This is a genomic window from Mycolicibacterium neoaurum, assembly GCF_036946495.1.
Lineage (GTDB): Bacteria > Actinomycetota > Actinomycetes > Mycobacteriales > Mycobacteriaceae > Mycobacterium > Mycobacterium neoaurum_B.
Genome location: NZ_JAQIIX010000002.1, coordinates 2,625,398 through 2,645,107, shown reverse-complemented (window position 1 = coordinate 2,645,107; position 19,710 = coordinate 2,625,398). Strand labels below are relative to the sequence as shown.

20 protein-coding genes are annotated in these 19,710 nt (G+C 66.2%); 9 read left to right on the top strand and 11 right to left on the bottom strand.

Annotated elements, in window-relative coordinates:
- Positions 1–10 precede the first annotated feature (10 nt).
- Positions 11–562, top strand: a complete 552-nt coding sequence (locus PGN27_RS18035) for a carboxymuconolactone decarboxylase family protein (protein ID WP_019513776.1) — start codon at positions 11–13, stop codon at positions 560–562.
- Here the strand turns inward: PGN27_RS18035 and PGN27_RS18030 are convergent.
- From PGN27_RS18030 to lpdA, 3 genes are read right to left on the bottom strand one after another with little or no spacing between them, the layout of a single operon-like run.
- Positions 559–1,644, bottom strand: a complete 1,086-nt coding sequence (locus PGN27_RS18030; protein WP_335327352.1) for a GGDEF domain-containing protein — start codon at positions 1,642–1,644, stop codon at positions 559–561. The genes PGN27_RS18035 and PGN27_RS18030 overlap by 4 nt on opposite strands.
- Positions 1,645–1,671: 27 nt before the next feature.
- On the bottom strand, positions 1,672–1,947 hold the full coding sequence (locus PGN27_RS18025) for a hypothetical protein (RefSeq protein WP_234797806.1): 276 nt from the start codon (positions 1,945–1,947) through the stop codon (positions 1,672–1,674).
- 10 nt (positions 1,948–1,957) lie between these two features.
- Complete coding sequence (gene lpdA, locus PGN27_RS18020; RefSeq protein WP_335327351.1) at positions 1,958–3,352, bottom strand: dihydrolipoyl dehydrogenase; 1,395 nt, start codon at positions 3,350–3,352, stop codon at positions 1,958–1,960.
- 157 nt (positions 3,353–3,509) lie between these two features.
- Between lpdA and PGN27_RS18015 the strand changes: the two genes are divergently transcribed.
- Both PGN27_RS18015 and PGN27_RS18010 read left to right on the top strand, forming a co-directional pair.
- Entirely contained in the window at positions 3,510–4,385 is an 876-nt protein-coding gene (locus PGN27_RS18015; RefSeq protein WP_241472090.1) for a cyclopropane mycolic acid synthase family methyltransferase, read from the top strand.
- 59 nt (positions 4,386–4,444) lie between these two features.
- Positions 4,445–5,317, top strand: a complete 873-nt coding sequence (locus PGN27_RS18010) for a cyclopropane mycolic acid synthase family methyltransferase (RefSeq protein WP_335327350.1) — start codon at positions 4,445–4,447, stop codon at positions 5,315–5,317.
- Between the two features lie 21 nt (positions 5,318–5,338).
- Here the strand turns inward: PGN27_RS18010 and PGN27_RS18005 are convergent, their stop codons facing one another.
- Positions 5,339–5,815, bottom strand: coding sequence for a DUF779 domain-containing protein (locus PGN27_RS18005; protein WP_335327349.1), 477 nt, complete (start codon positions 5,813–5,815; stop codon positions 5,339–5,341).
- Positions 5,816–5,837: 22 nt separating this feature from the next.
- Here PGN27_RS18005 and PGN27_RS18000 point away from each other — a divergent pair, with 22 nt between their 5' ends.
- From PGN27_RS18000 to PGN27_RS17990, 3 genes are read left to right on the top strand one after another with little or no spacing between them, the layout of a single operon-like run.
- A complete protein-coding gene (locus PGN27_RS18000) occupies positions 5,838–7,847 on the top strand; it encodes a prolyl oligopeptidase family serine peptidase (protein WP_335327348.1) in 2,010 nt (669 codons plus the stop codon).
- 10 nt (positions 7,848–7,857) lie between these two features.
- Positions 7,858–8,073, top strand: a complete 216-nt coding sequence (locus PGN27_RS17995) for a hypothetical protein (protein WP_335327347.1) — start codon at positions 7,858–7,860, stop codon at positions 8,071–8,073.
- 39 nt (positions 8,074–8,112) lie between these two features.
- A complete protein-coding gene (locus tag PGN27_RS17990) occupies positions 8,113–9,540 on the top strand; it encodes a WS/DGAT/MGAT family O-acyltransferase (RefSeq protein WP_335327346.1) in 1,428 nt (475 codons plus the stop codon).
- 3 nt (positions 9,541–9,543) lie between these two features.
- Here PGN27_RS17990 and PGN27_RS17985 read toward each other — a convergent pair whose 3' ends face one another.
- The 5 genes from PGN27_RS17985 to PGN27_RS17965 form a co-directional block, all read right to left on the bottom strand.
- The gene (locus tag PGN27_RS17985; protein ID WP_335327345.1) at positions 9,544–10,401 is read right to left on the bottom strand and encodes a hypothetical protein; all 858 of its coding nucleotides are present in this window, start codon (positions 10,399–10,401) and stop codon (positions 9,544–9,546) included.
- Between the two features lie 16 nt (positions 10,402–10,417).
- The gene (gene ppk2, locus PGN27_RS17980; protein WP_019513764.1) at positions 10,418–11,275 is read right to left on the bottom strand and encodes a polyphosphate kinase 2; all 858 of its coding nucleotides are present in this window, start codon (positions 11,273–11,275) and stop codon (positions 10,418–10,420) included.
- 60 nt (positions 11,276–11,335) lie between these two features.
- The gene (locus tag PGN27_RS17975) at positions 11,336–12,847 is read right to left on the bottom strand and encodes an aldehyde dehydrogenase family protein (protein WP_335327344.1); all 1,512 of its coding nucleotides are present in this window, start codon (positions 12,845–12,847) and stop codon (positions 11,336–11,338) included.
- A gap of 63 nt (positions 12,848–12,910) precedes the next feature.
- Positions 12,911–13,423 carry a mycothiol transferase gene (locus PGN27_RS17970; protein WP_335327343.1) on the bottom strand — a complete coding sequence of 171 codons (513 nt, stop codon included), beginning with the start codon at positions 13,421–13,423 and terminating at the stop codon, positions 12,911–12,913.
- A gap of 29 nt (positions 13,424–13,452) precedes the next feature.
- Complete coding sequence (locus tag PGN27_RS17965) at positions 13,453–13,833, bottom strand: VOC family protein (protein WP_335327342.1); 381 nt, start codon at positions 13,831–13,833, stop codon at positions 13,453–13,455.
- Between the two features lie 22 nt (positions 13,834–13,855).
- Between PGN27_RS17965 and PGN27_RS17960 the strand changes: the two genes are divergently transcribed.
- The 3 genes from PGN27_RS17960 (at position 13,856) to PGN27_RS17950 (ending at position 16,880) form a co-directional block, all read left to right on the top strand.
- The gene (locus tag PGN27_RS17960; RefSeq protein WP_335327341.1) at positions 13,856–15,613 is read left to right on the top strand and encodes an N-acyl-D-amino-acid deacylase family protein; all 1,758 of its coding nucleotides are present in this window, start codon (positions 13,856–13,858) and stop codon (positions 15,611–15,613) included.
- On the top strand, positions 15,610–15,984 hold the full coding sequence (locus PGN27_RS17955) for a pyridoxamine 5'-phosphate oxidase family protein (RefSeq protein ID WP_335327340.1): 375 nt from the start codon (positions 15,610–15,612) through the stop codon (positions 15,982–15,984). The genes PGN27_RS17960 and PGN27_RS17955 overlap by 4 nt, the downstream gene beginning before the upstream one ends.
- 62 nt (positions 15,985–16,046) lie before the next feature.
- Positions 16,047–16,880 (top strand): endonuclease domain-containing protein, encoded by an 834-nt coding sequence (locus PGN27_RS17950; RefSeq protein ID WP_335327339.1) that lies wholly within the window; start codon positions 16,047–16,049, stop codon positions 16,878–16,880.
- A 76-nt stretch (positions 16,881–16,956) separates the two neighbouring features.
- On the opposite strand, the gene groL is transcribed toward PGN27_RS17950, so the two are convergent.
- Both groL and PGN27_RS17940 read right to left on the bottom strand, forming a co-directional pair.
- On the bottom strand, positions 16,957–18,582 hold the full coding sequence (gene groL, locus PGN27_RS17945; protein WP_030134211.1) for a chaperonin GroEL: 1,626 nt from the start codon (positions 18,580–18,582) through the stop codon (positions 16,957–16,959).
- Between the two features lie 163 nt (positions 18,583–18,745).
- Positions 18,746–19,693, bottom strand: coding sequence for an ABC transporter substrate-binding protein (locus tag PGN27_RS17940; RefSeq protein WP_418888659.1), 948 nt, complete (start codon positions 19,691–19,693; stop codon positions 18,746–18,748).
- Between the last annotated feature and the right edge of the window lie 17 nt (positions 19,694–19,710).

Below are 19,710 nucleotides of genomic sequence, written 5' to 3'. Positions count from 1 at the left end.
ACTCGGGTGCGTGAGCGCCGATACCGCACCTGCCCGTATCCCGCCCGGCGGATTCCGTGAGCTCGGCCCGTTGAACTGGGCGATCGCCAAGATCGGCGCGCGCGGCATCAGGGCCCCCAAATTCCACCTGTTCAACGTGCTGGGCCAGCATCGGCTGTTGTTCCTGGCCTGGCTGCCGTTCTCCGGGTATCTGCTCTATGCGGGCAAGCTGGATCGCAAGGATGCCGAGCTGGTGATCCTGCGGGTCGGGCACCTGCGCAACTGCGAGTACGAACTGCAGCAACACCGGCGGCTGGCGCGCAGCCGCGGCCTCAAGGCCGATGTGCAGGCCGCGATCTTCGAGGGTCCCGACGCCGACGGCCTGACCCCGCACCAGCGGGTGCTCATCGCCGCCACCGACGAGTTCGTCGTCACCCGATCGATGTCCCCCGAGACGTGGAGCGCACTGTCGAAAATCTACGACCGCGCCCAGATCATCGAGTTCTGCACGCTGGCCGGCCAGTACGACGCGCTGGCCGCGACCATGGAGACGCTGCGCATCCCCCTGGACTTCCCCGACTAATGGGCCTTCTCGGCGATCACCACGCAGTCACCGCCGAGCGCCTTGGCCTCGTACATCGCCCGGTCCGCGGCCGGGATGACACCGTCGAGCCCGGAGACCGGCTCGGTGCATACCGCCACGCCGACGCTGACGGTCACCCGCGGCTCGGCGGGCACGGCCACCGAGGCCCGGATGCGTTCGGCAACCCCGGGCGCCTGATCGGCCATGATGCGGTCCACGACCAAGAACTCTTCCCCGCCCCAGCGCACCACCACCGCGTGCGGGCAGACGCTGGCCCGAATACGGCGGGCCGTGCGGATCAGCACCTGGTCGCCGACGACATGGCCGAGGTCGTCGTTGACCGCCTTGAAACCGTCGACGTCGATCAGCAGCGCGCACAGGTCGGTATCGGGCGGCGCCGACTCGTTGAGCCGGCGTACCGCGGCGTCGAGACCGCGCCGATTGGTCAGCTCGGTCAACGGATCGGTGACGGACTGGATGGAACTGCTCTGCAGCAGCCAGAACCCGAACTGCAGGGCGGGCAGGATGCACACCGTGACCGCCAGTGCGATCACCGAGCGCGAGATGGCGACCTGTAGCCCGTAACCGTCGGCGCTCAGCACCATCCACACCGCGATGCCCAGCACCGATGCCACACACCAGAGAATGTGGACGACGTGCAGCTTCGGCCCGTGGAAGAAGACGACATAACCGCCGGCGCACAACAGGATCGGAATACCCGACATCGCCAGGTTGGGATCACCGAACAACAACGCCGACAGCGTCATCATGACGTCCACATAGGCGACCAGCAGCGCGGAGACACGTTCGCTCGGCCACGGCCGCAGCGCCCAGCGCGCCGACCACGCCAGCGAACCGATCGACACCACCGCCCATCCCGCCCGGATCAGGGTGGTGTCGTTGACCGGCGGAACAAACACATTGATCGCACCGAGCACGCCCAGGACGGCGCCGATGCCGGCGATCAGATACCGCAGGACGGGTAGCAGGCCGCAGCCACGCAGGAACTCGATGCGCCATTCGTAGTCGTCGCGCTGACGCCACCACTGAAGTAGCAGGTCACCCCGCGCGCCATCCCCCACGGGGCCATTCTTACCGAAAGCAAACGCCTACAAGTACGTGACGGCCAGAACAGTCAATGTCAGCAACATCGGTGCGACCGGGACCGACCACAGAAACGCCGTCGCGACCCGATCCTTGCGTTGATGGGCGCGCCAGCCCAGAGCCGCGATGACGCCCGCCAGCACGGTGATGACACCGGACACGACGAGCACCCAGAACGGGACATCGCTGGTGTTGATCGCCAGCGAGATGGCCACCAGCCACAGGATGTGGCCGATCACCAGACCGCCGATGGCGGCGACGATCACTGCCCTGGTCGGCACGCGCTCCCCGTCAGAAGTTGATCATGTGGCCGGCCAGGCCATGGATGGCTTCCTGCAGCGCCTCCGACAGCGTCGGATGGGTGTGCACGTTGCGGGTCAGCTCGTTGACGGTCAGATCCCACTTCTGGGCCAGCGTCAGCTCGGGCAGCAGCTCGGACACGTCGGGTCCGATGAGATGCCCACCGATCAGCTCGCCGTACTTGGTGTCGGCGATCAGCTTGACGAAGCCCGTCGGATCGGCCAGTCCGTGCGCCTTGCCGTTGGCGGTGAAGGGGAATTTCGCGACCTTCACGTCGTACCCCTCGTCGCGCGCCTGCTCTTCGGTGAGCCCGAAGCTGGCCACCTGCGGCTGGCAGAACGTCGCGCGCGGCATCATCCGGTAGTCGCCGAGGGTCAGCGTCTCGGCGCCGCCGATGGTCTCGGCGGCCACCACGCCCTGGGCCTCGGCGACGTGGGCGAGCTGCAGCTTGCTGGTGACATCGCCGATCGCGTAGATGTGCGGCACGCTGGTGCGCATGTGGTCATCGATATCGATGGCCTTGCGCTCGGTGAGCGCGACTCCGGTGTTCTCCAGGCCGTAGCCCTCGATGTTGGGGGCGAAACCGATGGCCTGGAGCACCTTGTCGGCCTTGAGCTCCTCGGTCTTGCCGTCCTTGCTCACCGTGACGGTGACCTCGCCGCCGGAATCCTCGATCGACTCGACCTTGGTGCCGGTCAGGATCTTCACGCCCAGCTTCTTGTACTGCTTCTCGATCTCCTTGGACACCTCGGCGTCCTCGTTGGGCAGCGCGCGCGGCAGGAACTCGACGATGGTGACGTCGACGCCGTAGTTCTTCATCACGTAGGCGAACTCCATGCCGATGGCACCGGCGCCGGCGATGATGATCGACCCCGGCAGTTCGCGGGTCATGATCTGCTTCTCGTAGGTGACGACGTTCTCGGACAGCGAGGTGCCCGGTACCAGGCGCACCGACGAGCCGGTGGCGATGATGGCGTTGTCGAAGGTGACCTTCTCGGTCCCGCCCTCGTTGAGGTCGACGGTGATGCTGTTGGCATCGGTGAACTTGCCATAGCCGTGGATCTCGGTGATCTTGTTCTTCTTCATCAGGAAGTGCACACCGGCCACGCGGCCGTCGGCGACCTTGCGGCTGCGGTCGAAGGCGGCACCGAAGTCGAAGCTCGCCTCCCCGCTGATGCCGAAGGTCTTGGCTTCCTTGGTGAAGATGTGCGCCAGTTCGGCATTGCGCAGCAGCGCCTTGGACGGGATGCACCCGACGTTCAGACAGACACCGCCCCAGTACTTGGGTTCGATGATCGCGGTGTTGAGACCGAGTTGGGCGGCGCGGATGGCAGCCACGTATCCGCCCGGGCCGGCTCCGAGTACGACGACGTCATAGTGGGTCACGACACCAGCTTATCGCCGTTGCCGATCCGGCCGGATGGCGACCGCGATTGGTTGACAGGCAAGATGGGTACGTTCAGTCGAGCAAAAACCCATCCGGGTCTCGGGCTGTACCGAATACCTTGAGATGTGCCGCTCTTCGACCAGGAAGTTGAATCCCATGGCCAAGAACATGACCCCGCACTTTGAGGACGTCCAGGCACATTACGACCTGTCAGACGACTTTTTCCGGCTGTTCCTCGACCCCACGCAGACCTACAGCTGCGCCTACTTCGAGCGTCCGGACATGACGCTGGAAGAAGCCCAGCTCGCGAAGATAGATCTTTCCCTCGGCAAACTCGGCCTCCAGCCCGGCATGACGCTGCTCGATATCGGCTGCGGCTGGGGCGCCACGCTGCGCCGGGCCGTCGAGCGGTATGACGTCAACGTCATCGGCCTGACCCTGTCGAAGAACCAGGCCGAGCACGTGCAGCGCAGCTTCGATGCCATGGACTCCGCCCGCGAGCGCCGGGTGATGCTGCAGGGCTGGGAACAGTTCAACGAGCCGGTGGACCGGATTGTCTCGATCGGCGCGTTCGAGCATTTCGGTTTCGACCGCTACCAGGACTTCTTCCGGATGACCTATGAAGCGCTGCCCGCCGATGGCGTCATGATGCTGCACAGCATCTGCAACTTCAGCCGCGAAGCCGTGCAAGCCAAAGGCATCCCGCTGACGATGGATGGGGTCCGTTTCGCGAAGTTCATCGCCGAGGAGATCTTCCCTGGCGGTCGGCTGCCGACCAGCGAGATGGTGCAGGAACACGCCGCCGACGCCGGCTTCGCCCTCACCCGCGAGCATTCCCTACAGCAGCACTACGCCATCACCTTGGACCACTGGGCCGCGGCGCTGGAGCCGCGCCGCGAGGAGGCCATCGCCATCCAGTCCCAAGAGGTCTACGACCGGTACATGAAGTACCTCACCGGCTGCGCCGACCTGTTCCGCAACGGTCAGATCGACGTCGTGCAGTTCACCCTGGAAAAGGGCGCGAAAGGCTGAGCCGCACGCCGCGCCGTCCCGCTACGCCATCGCCGCTCGAGCGGCCAGGAAGGCAGTTCATGCCCAAGGATCTGACCCCGCACTTCGCCGACGTCCAGGCCCATTACGACCTGTCCGACGAGTTCTTCCGGCTTTTTCTCGACCCCACGCAGACCTACAGCTGCGCCTACTTCGAGCGTGATGACATGACGCTGGAAGAGGCCCAGCTCGCCAAGATCGACCTCGCACTCGGCAAGTTGGGCCTGCAACCGGGTATGACGCTGCTCGATATCGGCTGCGGCTGGGGTGCCACCATGCGCCGCGCCGTGGAGAAATACGATGTCAACGTCATCGGCCTGACGCTGTCGAAAAACCAGGCCGAACACGTCCAACGCAGCTTCGACGCCATGGACTCCACCCGCGAGCGACGCGTGCTGCTGCAGGGCTGGGAACAGTTCACCGAACCCGTCGACCGCATCGTCTCGATCGGCGCGTTCGAGCACTTCGGTTTCGACCGCTACCCGGACTTCTTCCGGATGACCCACGACGCCCTGCCCGACGACGGCATCATGCTGCTGCACACCATCTGCGCGTTCAACCCGGCGAAAGCAAAAGAAGCGGGCATCCCCGTCACCTTCGAACTCGCGCGGTTCGTGAAATTCATCATCACCGAGATATTTCCCGGTGGACGGCTGCCGTCGGTCGAGATGGTCGAGGAGGTCTCGGCTGCCGGTGGTTTCGCGCTCACCCGCCGACAGTCGCTGCAGCCGCACTATGCGCTGACGCTGGACCGCTGGGCCGAAGCCCTCGCAGCCCATCGCGAACAGGCGATCGAGATCCAGTCCGAAGAGGTCTACGACCGCTACATGAAGTACCTCACCGGCTGTGCCGAAACATTCCGCAAGCGGCAGACCGATGTCGTGCAGTTCACCTTGCGCAAGCTCAACACCTGACAGGCGCGCGCAACCGACAGTTCAGCGCATGAGCCCCGGCACCGGGCAGGCCTCGGACGCTTCCGACACGATCCGGGTTTCCTCATCGTTCGGCCGTTCGCCCGCCTCGTAACGCGCGCCGGTGATCGGCGGGCGCGCCTCCAGTTCGGCGAGTTCGGAGTCGGTGAAGACCCGCCCACGGCTGAGGAAGCGTTTGCCCTCCGGTGACTCGAGGCTGAATCCACTGCCCCGGCCTGGCACGACATCGATGATCAATTGGGTGTGTTTCCAGACGTCGAACTGCGGTCCGGAGATCCACACCGGCACCCCGGTCCCGACATCGAGCACGGCCAGCAGGATGTCGCGATCACCGACGATGAAATCGCCCTCCGGGTAACACATCGGCGATGAACCGTCACAACAACCACCGGACTGGTGAAACATCAACGCCCCGTGCTGGTTCTGCAAGGTGGCAAGCAAATCGGCGGCCGGTGCGGTGATGAGGGCTCGGCTGGTCATATCTCAACGCTACGCGCAGGGTATGAATGTCTGTGTGACTTCTGCCGACTCCCCCGCCGATCCGTACCTATGGCTCGAAGACGTCACCGGCGACGCCGCCCTGGACTGGGTTCGCAGCCACAACGAACCGACCCTGGCGCAGCTGGGTGACGACGAATTCGAGGCGATGCGCGCTGAGGCCCTCGAGGTCCTCGACACCGATGCCCGCATCCCCTATGTCCGCCGGCGCGGGAAGTATCTCTACAACTTCTGGCGCGATGAGACCAACCCGCGTGGGTTGTGGCGGCGCACGACACTGGAGAGCTACCGCACCGAGCAGCCGGACTGGGACGTCGTCATCGACGTGGATGAACTCGCCCGCACCGACGACACCAACTGGGTGTGGGCCGGCGCCGATGTCATCGAACCTGACCACAGCCTGGCCCTGATCAGCCTCTCCCGGGGCGGGGCAGACGCCGTCGTCGTGCGCGAATTCGACATGCGCACACGCGCATTCGTCCCCGGTGGCTTCGAGCTGCCGGAGGCCAAGACCCAGATCTGCTGGGAGGATGCGGACACGCTGCTGGTCGGCACCGACTTCGGAGAGGGATCGTTGACCGACTCCGGCTACGCCCGGCTGGTCAAGCGGTGGCAGCGCGGTACCCCGCTGGCCGAAGCCGTTCAGGTCTACGCGGGCGAGCGGGGCGATGTCCTCGTCGCGGCGTCGGTGGACCGCACGCCCGGCTACCAGCGGACGTTGATCAGCCGCGCGGTCGACTTTTTCAACGATGAGATCTACGAGCTGCGCGGCGAGCAGCTGGTGCGCATCGACGCGCCGACCGACGCCTCGCTGTCGGTACATCGCGACTGGCTGCTCATCGAGCTGCGCACCGATTGGGACAACTACGGGGCCGGCTCACTGCTGGCCGCCAATTACGACGAGTTCGTTTCCGGCACAAAGAATCTCACGGCGGTCTTCGAGCCTGATGAACGGACGAGCCTGCACCAGTACTCGTGGACCCGCGACAAGCTGGTGCTCGTCACACTGGCCGATGTCGCCAGCCACGTGCAGATCGTCACACCCGGGACATGGACCGCCGTCGACCTGGCCGGCGTGCCGCCCAACACCAACACCGTCATCGCGGGAGCCGACTCCGATGGTGACGAGATCTTCCTGGACTCAAGCGGTTTCCTGACACCATCGCAGTTGCTGCACGGCACGGCCGACGGACCGGTCAGCCCGATCAAGGCGGCGCCCGGGTTCTTCGACACCACCGGATTGCAGGTCAGCCAACACTTCGCGACGTCGGCCGATGGCACCTCGATTCCCTACTTCGTGGTCGGCCGCCCCGGCTCGACCGGGCCGACACTGCTCGGCGGGTACGGCGGATTCGAGGTGTCGCGCACACCCGGATACGACGGTGTGCTCGGTCGGTTGTGGCTGGCGCGCGGCGGCACCTATGTGCTGGCCAACATCCGCGGAGGCGGCGAGTACGGACCGGGCTGGCACACCCAGGCCATGCGCGAGGGTCGGCACCTGGTCGACGAGGACTTCGCGGCGGTGGCCGCCGATCTGGTCGCGCGCGGGGTCACCACGGTGGGACACCTCGGCGCTCAGGGCGGCAGCAACGGCGGATTGCTGATGGGCATCATGCTGACCCGCTACCCCGATCGTTTCGGCGCCCTGGTCTGCAGCGTCCCGCTGCTGGACATGAAGCGCTTCCACCTGTTGTTGGCCGGCGCCTCCTGGATGGCCGAGTACGGCAATCCCGACGATCCCGAGGACTGGGAGTTCATCTCCAAATACTCGCCCTATCAGAACATCTCGGCCGATCGGACGTACCCGCCGATCCTGATCACCACGTCGACCCGCGATGACCGCGTGCATCCGGGGCACGCGCGCAAGATGACCGCGGCACTGGAAGAGGCCGGGCACCCGGTGAGCTACTACGAGAACATCGAGGGCGGCCATGGCGGCGCGGCGGACAACTCGCAGGCCGCGTTCCGTTCGGCGCTGATCTACCGCTATCTGTGGCAGACCATCGGCAACTAGGCTGACGCCGATGTCCGGGCTCACGGTGTTCAAGCGCTACCTCGTCATCCAGTCGATGACGCTGGTGTGTGGCATCGTCGGGCCGATCTTTCTGTTCGTCTACTTCGCCGCCCAACCCGATGCGACGATCAAGTGGATGTACTGGGCCGGGTTGTTCGTCACGGTCGCTGACATCCTCATCGCGCTCGGGATCACCGAGGCAATCACCCGCCGCTCTGGCGCATAACGTATCCGCGCAGCGCAGCGCTTCCGTACGCTGATGCCCATGAGCCGGCTATCCAGCGTCGATGCAGCCTTCTGGTTCGCTGAAACCAACGGTTGGCATATGCATATCGGCGCCTGTGCGGTGTGCGATCCCACGGACGCACCGGATTTCACCTTCGAGAGGGTCCGCGATCTGGTTGCCAGCCGGTTGCCAGAGTTGCCGCAGCTGCGGTGGCGGGTGACCGGCTCCCCGATGGGATTGGACCGGCCGTGGTTTGTCGAGGACGACGAACTGGACATCGATTTCCACATCCGGCGGATTGCGGTGCCCGCACCCGGTGGCCGCAAGGAATTCGACGAGCTCGCCGGCCGGCTGATGTCCTACAAGCTCGACCGGTCCAAGCCGCTGTGGGAGCTCTGGTGGATCGAGGGTCTGCGGGACGGCCGTGTCGCGATCATCACCAAGATGCATCACGCCGTCGTCGACGGCGTCTCCGGTGCGGGTCTGACCGAGATCCTGTTCGACGTCACGCCCGAGCCCCGCCCGCCGGCTGTCGACGTGGATCGTTCCCTGGTCGGCAAGAGACTGCCGCGACCCGAGCTACAGCTGATCAACGGTCTGATCAACATCGGCGTCAAGACCCCGTACCGGATCGCCCGCCTCGTCGAGCAGACCGTGCGCCAACAGATCGCGGTCCGCAACATCGACAACAAGCCGCCACGCTATTTCGATTCTCCGACAGTACGTTTCAACGCCCCGATCTCACCGCATCGCCGGGTGGCCGGGGCCCGGGTGCCGCTGGACCGGGTGAAGAAGGTCAAGGAGGCCTACGGGGTCAAGCTCAACGATGTCGTCCTCGCGCTGGTCTCCGGCGCCATGCGCGACTATCTCAAGGAGCGCGACGAACTGCCGGACAAGTCGCTGGTGTCCCAGGTACCGGTGTCCACCCGCACCGATGCCGACAACGCCGTCGGCAACCAGGTGTCGGCGATGACCGTCGTCCTGGCCAGCGATATCGCCGATCCGGCCGAACGTATCAAGAAGATCTACGCCTACACCCAGGGTGCCAAGGAGATGGCCAAGGCGCTGACCGCCAACCAGATCATGGGCTACACCGAGACGACGCCGCCCGGCCTGTTGGCACTGGCATCACGGGCGTATGCGGCCAGCGGGATCGGCAGTTCGATCGCACCGATGAACGTCGTGATCAGCAATGTGCCCGGGCCGCCGTTTCCGCTCTATCTGGCGGGAGCGAAGGTGGAGAGTCTGATGCCGCTGGGGCCGTTGCTGTTCGACGTGGCGCTCAACATCACGTGCTTCAGCTATTGCGACTCGGTCGATTTCGGGTTCATCACCACCCCGGAGGTGGCGGCGGACATCCACAAGATGGCCGATCTGATCGAACCGGCGCTCTACGACCTGGAGGTCGGCGCCGGTCTGGCCGAACCACGACCGGGCAAGCGGGTGCCTCCCCGTGGACGCCGGTGAGCGTCACCGTTTCCGGTTGACCGGCACCTCTTCCCGACGAGCTGCACCGAGCCCGCTGAGCAGGGACACGATGACGCCGATGATCACGGCGCCGCCGCTGATGGTCAGCGTGAGATTGAGCCAGACGTGCATGCTGGAGATGGCGTGCTCGACCATGACCTCGGCGATCTCGCGGATATTGCCGGTGGTGCGGCCCAGCGCGCCGTCGACGTAACGGCGGCCGATCTCGATCCCCGCCCACCCGGCCGCACCGACAAGAAGGCCCGAAACCCCGAGCGCCCCAAGCATCTTGCCGCGCCGACGCGATGCGGCCAGCGTCAGCAACGCGAACACACCGGTCAGCACCGCCACCCCGATGCTCGCCCACGGACCCCACACCGCAGCGGGGCGAAGCTGTCCGGGACGCAGCCCGCCTGCGGCGTCCTCGGTGATCGCGACCTGCAGATCCTGCGGCGGCTGTGCACCGAAATCGGCCAGCGTCTGGCGGATCGAACCGTCATCCAGCATCGGGGACAGGTCCACCTCCCACTGACCCTGCGCGTCATTGGTGAACAACCAGCGGTGCGCGACCCGGTTGATCGCGCCGAACTGTCCGGGGAACACATCGCTGGAGGTGTAGCCGTTGGCGGCGGCGCCGATCAGGGTCGCTTGGGTGCCCGAGGTTCCGGTGGCAGCCGTGATCCGGTCGGTGAGCTCCGCGGCCATCGGCTGCTGCAGGGCGCGGTCCTTGGCCGCCGAGGCCGCAAGGTCGGCATAGCCATCCTCGCTGACGACGTGCTGCTGGGCCCACAACGCCGGCAGCGTGACGGCAAGCAGCGCCGTGGTCACGAGCCAGAGCAGAGCGGCCAGCAGAGAACGCATGCCGCCCCTTTCATCATCAATCCGATAGCGCGCGTCCCACGATCAGCGGATCGGGCCTGCCGACCACCTCGTAGTCCTTGTTGTCGTAGTCGAACTTACTCAGGACATGGCGCATCGCGTTGATCCTGGCGCGTTTCTTGTCGTTACTTTTCACCACGGTCCACGGTGCGGTCTCGGTGTCGGTCCAGGAGAACATGTCCTCCTTGGCCGCGGTGTAGTCGCCCCATTTGTCCAGCGACGCCAGGTCGGTCGGGGAGAGCTTCCACTGCCGGACCGGGTCGACCTGGCGGATGGTGAACCGCGTGCGCTGCTCGTTCTGGGTCACCGAGAACCACAGCTTGGTCAGGCTGATGCCGTCGTTGACCAGCATCTGCTCGAACAGCGGGGTCTGGCGGATGAACTCCGCATGCTGCTTGGGTGTGCAGTAGCCCATCACCCGTTCGACACCGGCCCGGTTGTACCATGACCGGTCGAAGAGCACGATCTCACCGGCGGCCGGCAGATGCTGCACGTAGCGCTGGAAGTACCACTGCGTACGTTCCTTCTCGGTGGGCTTCTCCAAGGCGACCACCCGGGCACCACGCGGGTTGAGATGTTCCATGAACCGCTTGATGGTGCCGCCCTTGCCCGCGGCGTCGCGGCCCTCGAAGACGATGACGTGCCGTAGGCCGTTGGCCTGGCTCCACTTCTGCAGCTTCAGCAGTTCGATCTGCAGCAGCCGCTTCTGCTCCTCGTACTCGGCGCGGTTCATCCGCTCGTCGTAGGGATAGTTCTCCCGCCAGGTGTCGACGACGTCTCCGCTGGGCAACAGCACCAATTCGGGATCGTCGTCGTCATCGTCGCGGACGGCGTAGCCGGCGGCATCTAGAGTCACCGACCGAAGCTATCCACCCGGACGTACGCGACGGTGACGTCCGGGTGAACAGCAGGGGTATTACTTGGCTTCGCGGCGCGGACGGATCTGGGCGAACTTGGTCATCAGCTTGTTGCCGCGGGCCAGCGCCTTGACGGTGTGGTTGTAGTAGTTGCTGCCCGCCCCCGCCGCGGTGCGCGGCACGACCACCGTCTCCTGACGGCAGAACTTGCGCACTCCGTCGAGACCGCCGAATCGCGCGCCGATTCCCGAGGTCTTCCAGCCACCCATCGGGGCGGTCGGCAACATCAGGTTGGAGATCACGTCGTTGACGTTGACCGCACCGCATTCCAGCTGGACGGCGACATCCTTGGCCCGCTCGACATCCTTGGAGAACACCGAGGCGCTCAGCCCGTAGGGGCTGTCGTTTGCCAGCCGGACCGCCTCGCCGACCGAGGACACCTTCATGATCGGCAGTGTCGGCCCGAAGGTCTCCTCGGACATGCACAGCATCGAATGATCGACGTCGACGAGCACCGTCGGCGGGTAGAAGCTGCCCGCGCCCTCGGGGCGCTTGCCACCGGTGAGCGCCTTGGCGCCCTTGGCCAGCGCGTCCTCGACGTGGCGCGCGGTGACGGCGACCTGCGACTCGTCGATCAGGGCACCGAAATCGAATCCGGCGCCGGCACCCATCTTCAGGTTGTCGACGGCCTTGACGACCGCCGCGACGAACTGGTCGTAGACGGAGTCCATGACGTACACCCGCTCCACCGAGACGCAGGTCTGCCCGGCGTTGAACATCGCCCCCCACACCGCGGCATTGGCGGCCAGCGGGATATCGGCGTCATCGAGGACGATCATCGGATCCTTGCCGCCGAGTTCCAGGCTGACCGGGGTCAGCCTGCGGGCGGCCCGCTCCATCACCTTGACGCCGGTGGCGCTCGAACCGGTGAACTGTATGTAGTCCGAGGAGTCGATCACCGCTTCGGCAACCTCACGGGCGCCCTGGGCCAGCGCCAGCACCTCGGGGGCGCCACAGTCGATCCAGCCGCGCAGCAGCACCTCGGCGGTCAGCGGCGTGCGCTCGGAGGGCTTGAGCAGGACCGCACAACCGGCGGCCAGCGCGCCGACCGCGTCCATCAGAGCGTTCGCGACCGGGTAGTTCCATGGCGCGATGATGCCGACGACCGGCCGGGGCCGGTAGTGGACGGCGATCTTCTTCACCGACAGGAAGGGCAGGGGCGCGGGGCGGGGATCGGGCGCCATCGCCTTCTCCACCGTCTTGATGTAGTAGGACAGGATGATGCTGATCAGCAGCACTTCCTGGGCGGCATCGGTGGTCGATTTGCCGGTCTCGGCAATCAGCAGCCGCTCGATTTCGTCACGGTGCTCGTCGAGCCACACGGCATAGCGAGCCAGCACCTTGGCCCGCCCCTTGGCGCCGCGCGCCTCCCAGCCCTGCTGGGCTTCACGCAGGCCGGCGGCGATCTGGGGCACGTCGGCGGGACTGGTCCAACGCACCTGGCCCGCTACCGCACCGGTTGCTGGATTCAGGATGGTCGACACGTCGGAACGGTCTGCTGTTGCAGTCATAGCCACATGCTAGACCGGGGCTGTGACGTATCTCGCACCGGGGTTGACACCTGTCAAGTTCGGTCAGTCCTGCCAGAGGGTGCCACGGATGTACTTCGCCTGCCCGAGATGCTGTGCGCAGTCGTCGACGATGCTCACCAGTCGGGCGGACGCCGTCACCGGCGGGTCCCAGCCATCGTCGACGACGCGCGCCAACTCGGCGTCATCGACGGTCGCGAGGTACTCCAGGCTCATCTTGTGCACGGCGTGGTAATAGCCGGCGAGCAGATCGGCAGGCGCGCGCACCTTGGCCACCTCGTCCGGCGTGTGCCCGTAGCCCATGTCGTTGCCGGGCAGGTCCAGCGCGAACCTCTCCCGCCACCCGTCGCGGGTCCAGATCTGCTCGGTGCCGGCGATATCGCACACCTGCAGATCCTGTCCTCGCGCGCTGTGCCACACCAACCAGGCGATGCTGTTGGCGCCGGCGACCGGCTGCCAGGACGACACCTCGTCGGACAGCCCATCGGTCACCTCGTCGACATGCTCGATCAGCCGAGTGAAGGCGTCGCGCAGCAATTCCCTGGCAGCATCAGACATACCGGGAAGGTACCCGGGGCACGCCCGCCCTAAGCGGCCCCGTGGAACACCGCCTCGACGTTGTTGCCGTCCGGATCGCGGACGAACGCCCCGAAATAGCCGGGGTGATACTCCGGCCACAACCGCGGCGCGTGCAGCGACTCAGCACCGGCCTCCAACGCCGCATCGTAGAACGCACGCACGGCGTCGGTATCGATTGCCTGGAACGCGATATGCGTCTCCCGGTTGGGGCCGGTCGCCTCCCCCGAGCTCATATCGGCAATCCAGAAGTCGGGCTTGCCCTCCACGCCGTAGCCGACCGCGACATCGAAATCCATCTGCCGAGTGAACCCCAGCACGCCGAGCACCTTGTCGTAGAAGGCCTTCGACCGCTCCCAATCCGCACAGTTGATTCCAAAGTGATCTATCACGAGGTGACCGTACATTCGAGGTATGACACATGAGGGCGACGCGAGGACATTCGATCTGGTCATCCGCGGCGGCACCATCGTCGACGGGCTGGGCGGCGAGCCCTATGTCGGGGACATCGCCATCGCCGACGGCGTCATCCGCGCGATCGGTGCCGTCGACGGCCCGGGCGACCGCGAGATCGATGCCACCGGACTACATGTCACGCCCGGATTCGTCGACCTGCACACCCATTACGACGGGCAGGCCATCTGGAGTGACCGCATGACACCGTCGTCGGCGCACGGTGTCACCACCGCGATCATGGGCAACTGCGGCGTCGGGTTCGCACCCTGCCGGCCCGAGGATCACGACACGCTGGTCGACGTCATGGCCGGCGTCGAGGACATCCCGGGCGTGGTCATGGTCGACGGCCTGCCCTGGACCTGGGAGACCTTCCCGGAGTTCCTCGACGCGCTTGATGCGCGACCACGCGATATCGACGTGGCCGCCTTCCTACCGCACTCCCCGCTGCGGGTCTACGTGATGGGCAGGCGCGGGGTGGACCGTGAGCTCCCCACCGCCGAGGATCTGGCCATGATGCGCAAGCTGGCCGAGGAGGCCGTCCGCGCCGGCGCCGTCGGGTTCGCCTCGTCGCGGCTGACGCTGCACAAAACCGCGGGCGGGCAACCCATTCCGAGTTATGAGGCGCAGTACGCCGAGATCGAGGCCATCGCCCGTGGCGTCGACGATGCCGGTGGCGGACTCCTGCAGTTCGTGCCCGACCTGATGGCCGGGGACTACGAGGGTGCGCTGAAGGCCGTCTTCGATGTCGCCGCCGAGGTCGGGCTGCCGGTGACCTTCACCCTGGCCATCGGCAACGCCGGCCCGCCGCTGCATCTCGATGCCCTGCGCATGGTCGAGAAGGCCAATGCCGAGGCCGGCGCCGACGAGCCCATGGTCACGGGCCAGATCTTCCCGCGTCCCATCGGCCTGGTCCTGGGCCTGGAGCTCTCGGGCAATCCGTTCGTCATGTACCCGTCCTACCGGGAGATCGCCGATCTGCCGCTGGCCGAACGGGTCGCGTTGATGCGCACACCTGAGGTGCGGACGCGCATCCTCACCGACACACCGGCATCCGACGGTCACCCCTTGATGTTCGCCGCCCAGGCCTGGGATTACATGTATCCACTGGGCGATCCGCCCAATTACGAACCCTCGCCACAGGATTCGATCGGCGCGCGGGCCAGGGCCCGCGGTGTCGACCCGCTCGAAGAAGCCTACGACCGGCTGCTCGACGACGATGGGCACGCCATGCTGCTGGTGACGCTGGCCAACTTCCGCGACCATTCGCTGGACACCGTCGCCGAACTGATCCAGCGAGATGACATCGTGCTCGGCCTCGGCGACGGTGGCGCGCATTACGGGATGATCTGCGACGCAAGCTTTCCCACCTACATGTTGACGCACTGGGTGCGCGACCGGCCCACCGGCCGACTGCCGTTGCCGCAGGTGATCCGCGAGCTGACATCGGTACCCGCGCGGATCGCCGGGATGGCCGATCGGGGCAGACTCGCGGTCGGCTACAAGGCCGACGTGAACATCCTCGACACCGCCGCCATGCGGTTGCACCGCCCGACGGTAAAGGCGGATCTGCCCGCCGGCGGTCGCCGACTTGACCAGGCCGCCGAGGGGTACGTCGCGACCATCGTGTCCGGGGATGTCATCGCCGAGCAAGGTGTGCCGACGGCGGCCCGGCCCGGGCGACTGGTCCGGGGCCGTCAGAAGGCGCCGACCGCATGAGCGTGAAGGTCGATCTGGACAAGCTCGCCGAGACTCTTGCCGATTTTCCGTTCGGCTACCTGATCACCGTCGGCGACGATTTCCGCGCGCACACCGTGGCCGTCACACCCGTCCTTGCCGACGGCGTCTTCACCATCGGGCCGCTGGGCAACACCACCCGCCGCAATTCGCAGTCGCATGAGGCCATCACCGTGTTGTGGCCGCCCCGGGAGCCGACCGGATACTCGCTGATCGTCGACGGCACCGCCGAGGTGGTCGAGGACAGCGTCCGGCTGACCCCGCGCCGCGCGGTGCTGCACCGAAGCGCGGTCGAACCCGGTGCCGGCACCGATCCCGGTGGCTTACACGACTGCGTCCCGCTCAAGCACTGAGTTATCCACAGGGCGACTGCCCGGGGCTGTCGGGCGGCATCGGTGTGAGCTGAGATCGGAGTGTGACCGGAATCGAGCGTGCCCTCGCGGCGAACGGCGGGGTGCTCTCGGCGGCGCAACTGCGGGCCGCGGGGGTCGCGCCACCGCCGACCTGGACGCGGCTGCGGCGCGGTTGGTACGCCGGCCCGTCTGCGGATCCGCAGGTCGTTCGCGCGGTATCGGCCGGCGGCGTCCTCGGGTGCACCTCGGCGCTGCGTCTGGGTCGAGTCTGGGTTCTCGATGCGGCGCTACACGTGCGCTATCCCAAACGTGCGCGCCGCCCGGGGGTGCGGTCCTGCCACCCCTACCGCCTCGACCCACCGATTCTCGCCGCCGTCGACCCGGTCGACATCGCGGTGGCCTCGGCGGCCAATTGCCTCGACGCCGAGCAGCTCGTCATCGTGTTGGACTCGATGCTGAACAAGCGAATGATCGAGATGGCCGACGCGCGGTCGATCGTCGCGGCATCGCCCTTTGCGCGCCTGAACCTCGCCGACCGATGTGATGCCCGCAGTGAATCGGGAACCGAGACGATCATCCGATTACGGCTGCGAGCCCTCGGCATCGGACTCCGGACCCAAGTGGACATTCCCGGTGTCGGGCGGGTCGACTTTCTGGTGGGCCGGCGACTGATCATCGAAGCCGACAGCCGGGAGCACCATCTGCCGAAGTACCAGGACGACCGAACCAGGGACAGGGTCGCAACGAGCCTGGGGTTTCTGGTGATTCGACTGACCTATGAGGATGTTGTCTACCGCTGGGACGTGGTGGTGGGTGACATTCTGGCCATCGTCCGCCGCCGCGAGCATCGCGGCCCGACGCAATGTTCCGCTGACAGCGCCGTCGTGGATATATAGGCATGACGACGCTGTCAGGCGAACATTGGAAAAGCCCGGCCCCGCGAACGGGACCGGGCTTTCCGAAAAACAGGACTTAGAAGTCCATACCGCCCATGCCACCGGTCGGGTCGCCCGCAGGTGCGGCGGCCTTCTCCGGCTTGTCGGCGACGACGGCCTCGGTGGTGAGGAACAGCGCCGCGATGGACGCCGCGTTCTGCAGCGCCGAGCGGGTGACCTTGACCGGGTCGGCAACGCCGGCGGCCAGCAGGTCCTCGTACACGTTGGTCGCGGCGTTCAGGCCGTGACCGGCTTCCAGGTTCGACACCTTTTCGGCGACGACGCCCGGCTCGAGACCACCGTTGAAGGCGATCTGCTTCAGCGGAGCCGACAGCGCGACACGCACGATGTTGGCACCGGTCGCCTCGTCACCCTCGAGCTTCAGCTCGTCGAGCGCAGGAGCCGACTGCAGCAGGGCCACGCCACCACCGGCGACGATGCCCTCTTCGACGGCAGCCTTCGCGTTGCGGACGGCGTCCTCGATGCGGTGCTTGCGCTCCTTGAGCTCCACCTCGGTGGCAGCGCCGGCCTTGATGACGGCAACGCCACCGGCCAGCTTGGCCAGGCGCTCCTGCAGCTTCTCCCGGTCGTAATCGGAGTCGCTGTTCTCGATCTCGGCACGGATCTGGGCCACCCGACCGGCGATGGCGTCGGAGTCACCGGCACCCTCGACGACGGTGGTCTCGTCCTTGGTGACGACGATCTTGCGGGCCTGGCCCAGCAGGGCGAGGTCAGCGGTCTCCAGCGAGAGGCCGACCTCTTCGCTGATGACCTGACCACCGGTCAGGATCGCGATGTCCTGCAGGATCGCCTTGCGGCGGTCACCGAAGCCCGGGGCCTTGACGGCGACGGACTTGAAGGTGCCACGGATCTTGTTGACCACCAGGGTGGACAGGGCTTCGCCCTCGACGTCCTCGGCGATGATCAGCAACGGCTTGCCGGACTGGATGACCTTCTCCAGCAGCGGCAGCAGGTCCTTGACGGTCGAGACCTTCGAGCTGACCAGAAGGATGTAGGGATCCTCCAGGACGGCTTCCTGACGCTCGGCGTCGGTCACGAAGTAACCCGAGATGTAGCCCTTGTCGAAGCGCATACCCTCGGTGAGCTCCAGCTGCAGGCCGAAGGTGTTCGACTCCTCGACGGTGATGACACCCTCGTTGCCGACCTTGTCCAGCGCCTCGGCGATCAGGTCACCGATCGACTGGTCACCGGCGGAGATGCCCGCGGTGGCAGCGATCTGCTCCTTGGTCTCGACCTCTTTGGCGGTCGAGAGCAGCCGCTCGGTGACGGCCGCGACGGCCTTCTCGATGCCGCGCTTCAGGCCGAGGGGGTTGGCGCCGGCCGCGACGTTGCGCAGACCTTCGCGAACCAGGGCCTGGGCGAGCACGGTGGCGGTGGTGGTGCCGTCACCCGCGACGTCATCGGTCTTCTTGGCGACCTCTTTGACCAGCTCTGCGCCGATCTTCTCGTACGGGTCCTCCAGCTCGATCTCCTTGGCGATGGACACACCATCGTTGGTGATCGTGGGGGCGCCCCACTTCTTCTCCAGGACGACGTTGCGGCCCTTGGGGCCCAGCGTCACCTTTACGGCGTCGGCGAGGGCGTTGAGCCCACGCTCGAGACCACGGCGGGCCTCTTCGTCATACGCAATTGTCTTGGCCATTGCGAAGTGATTCCTCCGGTTGGGAATTGCACGTCTCATTGGTCGGGTTCAGTGCCCGCGACGGACGGCGTGGGTGTGCTCCCCGCCTCACCGTCCCGACCTGGCACTCACAGATCGAGAGTGCCAACACCATTTTTAGCACTCGGGCATGGCGAGTGCAAGGTCACTGTCCGCCGTCCCCCTGGAACCGGTCGTCGACGAAATCGGCGATCTCGACCGCACCCGGGAACTCCTTGGCCTCGGTGAACGCATCGGCGATCTGCTGCTCGGAGGCCACGACGTCGGCGGAGAGCGGGACAGGCCGCTTGAGAGACCGCGTCCAGGTGGTCGTGGACGCCTGCGGACTGATATCGGTCAGCTTCGCGTAGTCGGCCGACCATCGGTCGAGATTGTCCTCGGACCACTTCGTGGCCACCGCATAGCGATCCAAAAAGTCGGCGATCGCCGCACTGACTCCCGCGTCGTCCAGCGCACCCGATGAGGCGACCCAGAAGTTGTAGCCATTGCCCGCAGTGTCGGCCGCCGCGATGATCCGCGCGCCGATCTCCTGCTCGGCGATCGCGGTATAGGGATCCCACACCGCCCACGCATCCACCTCGCCGCGGGTGAGCGCGGCGTAACCATCGGCGGGCGCGACGTACACGGGTTCGATATCGGAGAGGCCCAGGCCGGCCTTCTTCAGATGCAACAGCAGGTTGGCGTTGGCCGAGCTGCCCTTGGTGACCGCGACCTTCTTGCCCTTGAGATCGGCAACCCCGGACACCGGCGACTGCTTGGCCACCAGGATCGCGTCGCCCTTACCGGTGGCCTGCAGCGCGCCGACGAACTTGATGTCCGCGCCGGCCGCCGCGCCGAACACGCCGGGGGTGTTGCCGACCTGGGCCAGGTGGATACCGCCCGCACTGGCCGCCTCCACCAGCGGCGGGCCCGCGGTGAAGGTGGAGAACTCGACCTTGTAGGGCAACGTGGCGAGCTGACCGGAGGCCTTCATCAGCACCTCGATGGAAATCGCCCGCTGGTCACCGACCTTCAACGTCACCGTCGACAGGTCGACGGGCCCGGCGGGCGCGGCCTTCTCCGAGCCGCCCGCGCAGGCCGTCAGAGCCATCATCAGGGCCACCAACAGCG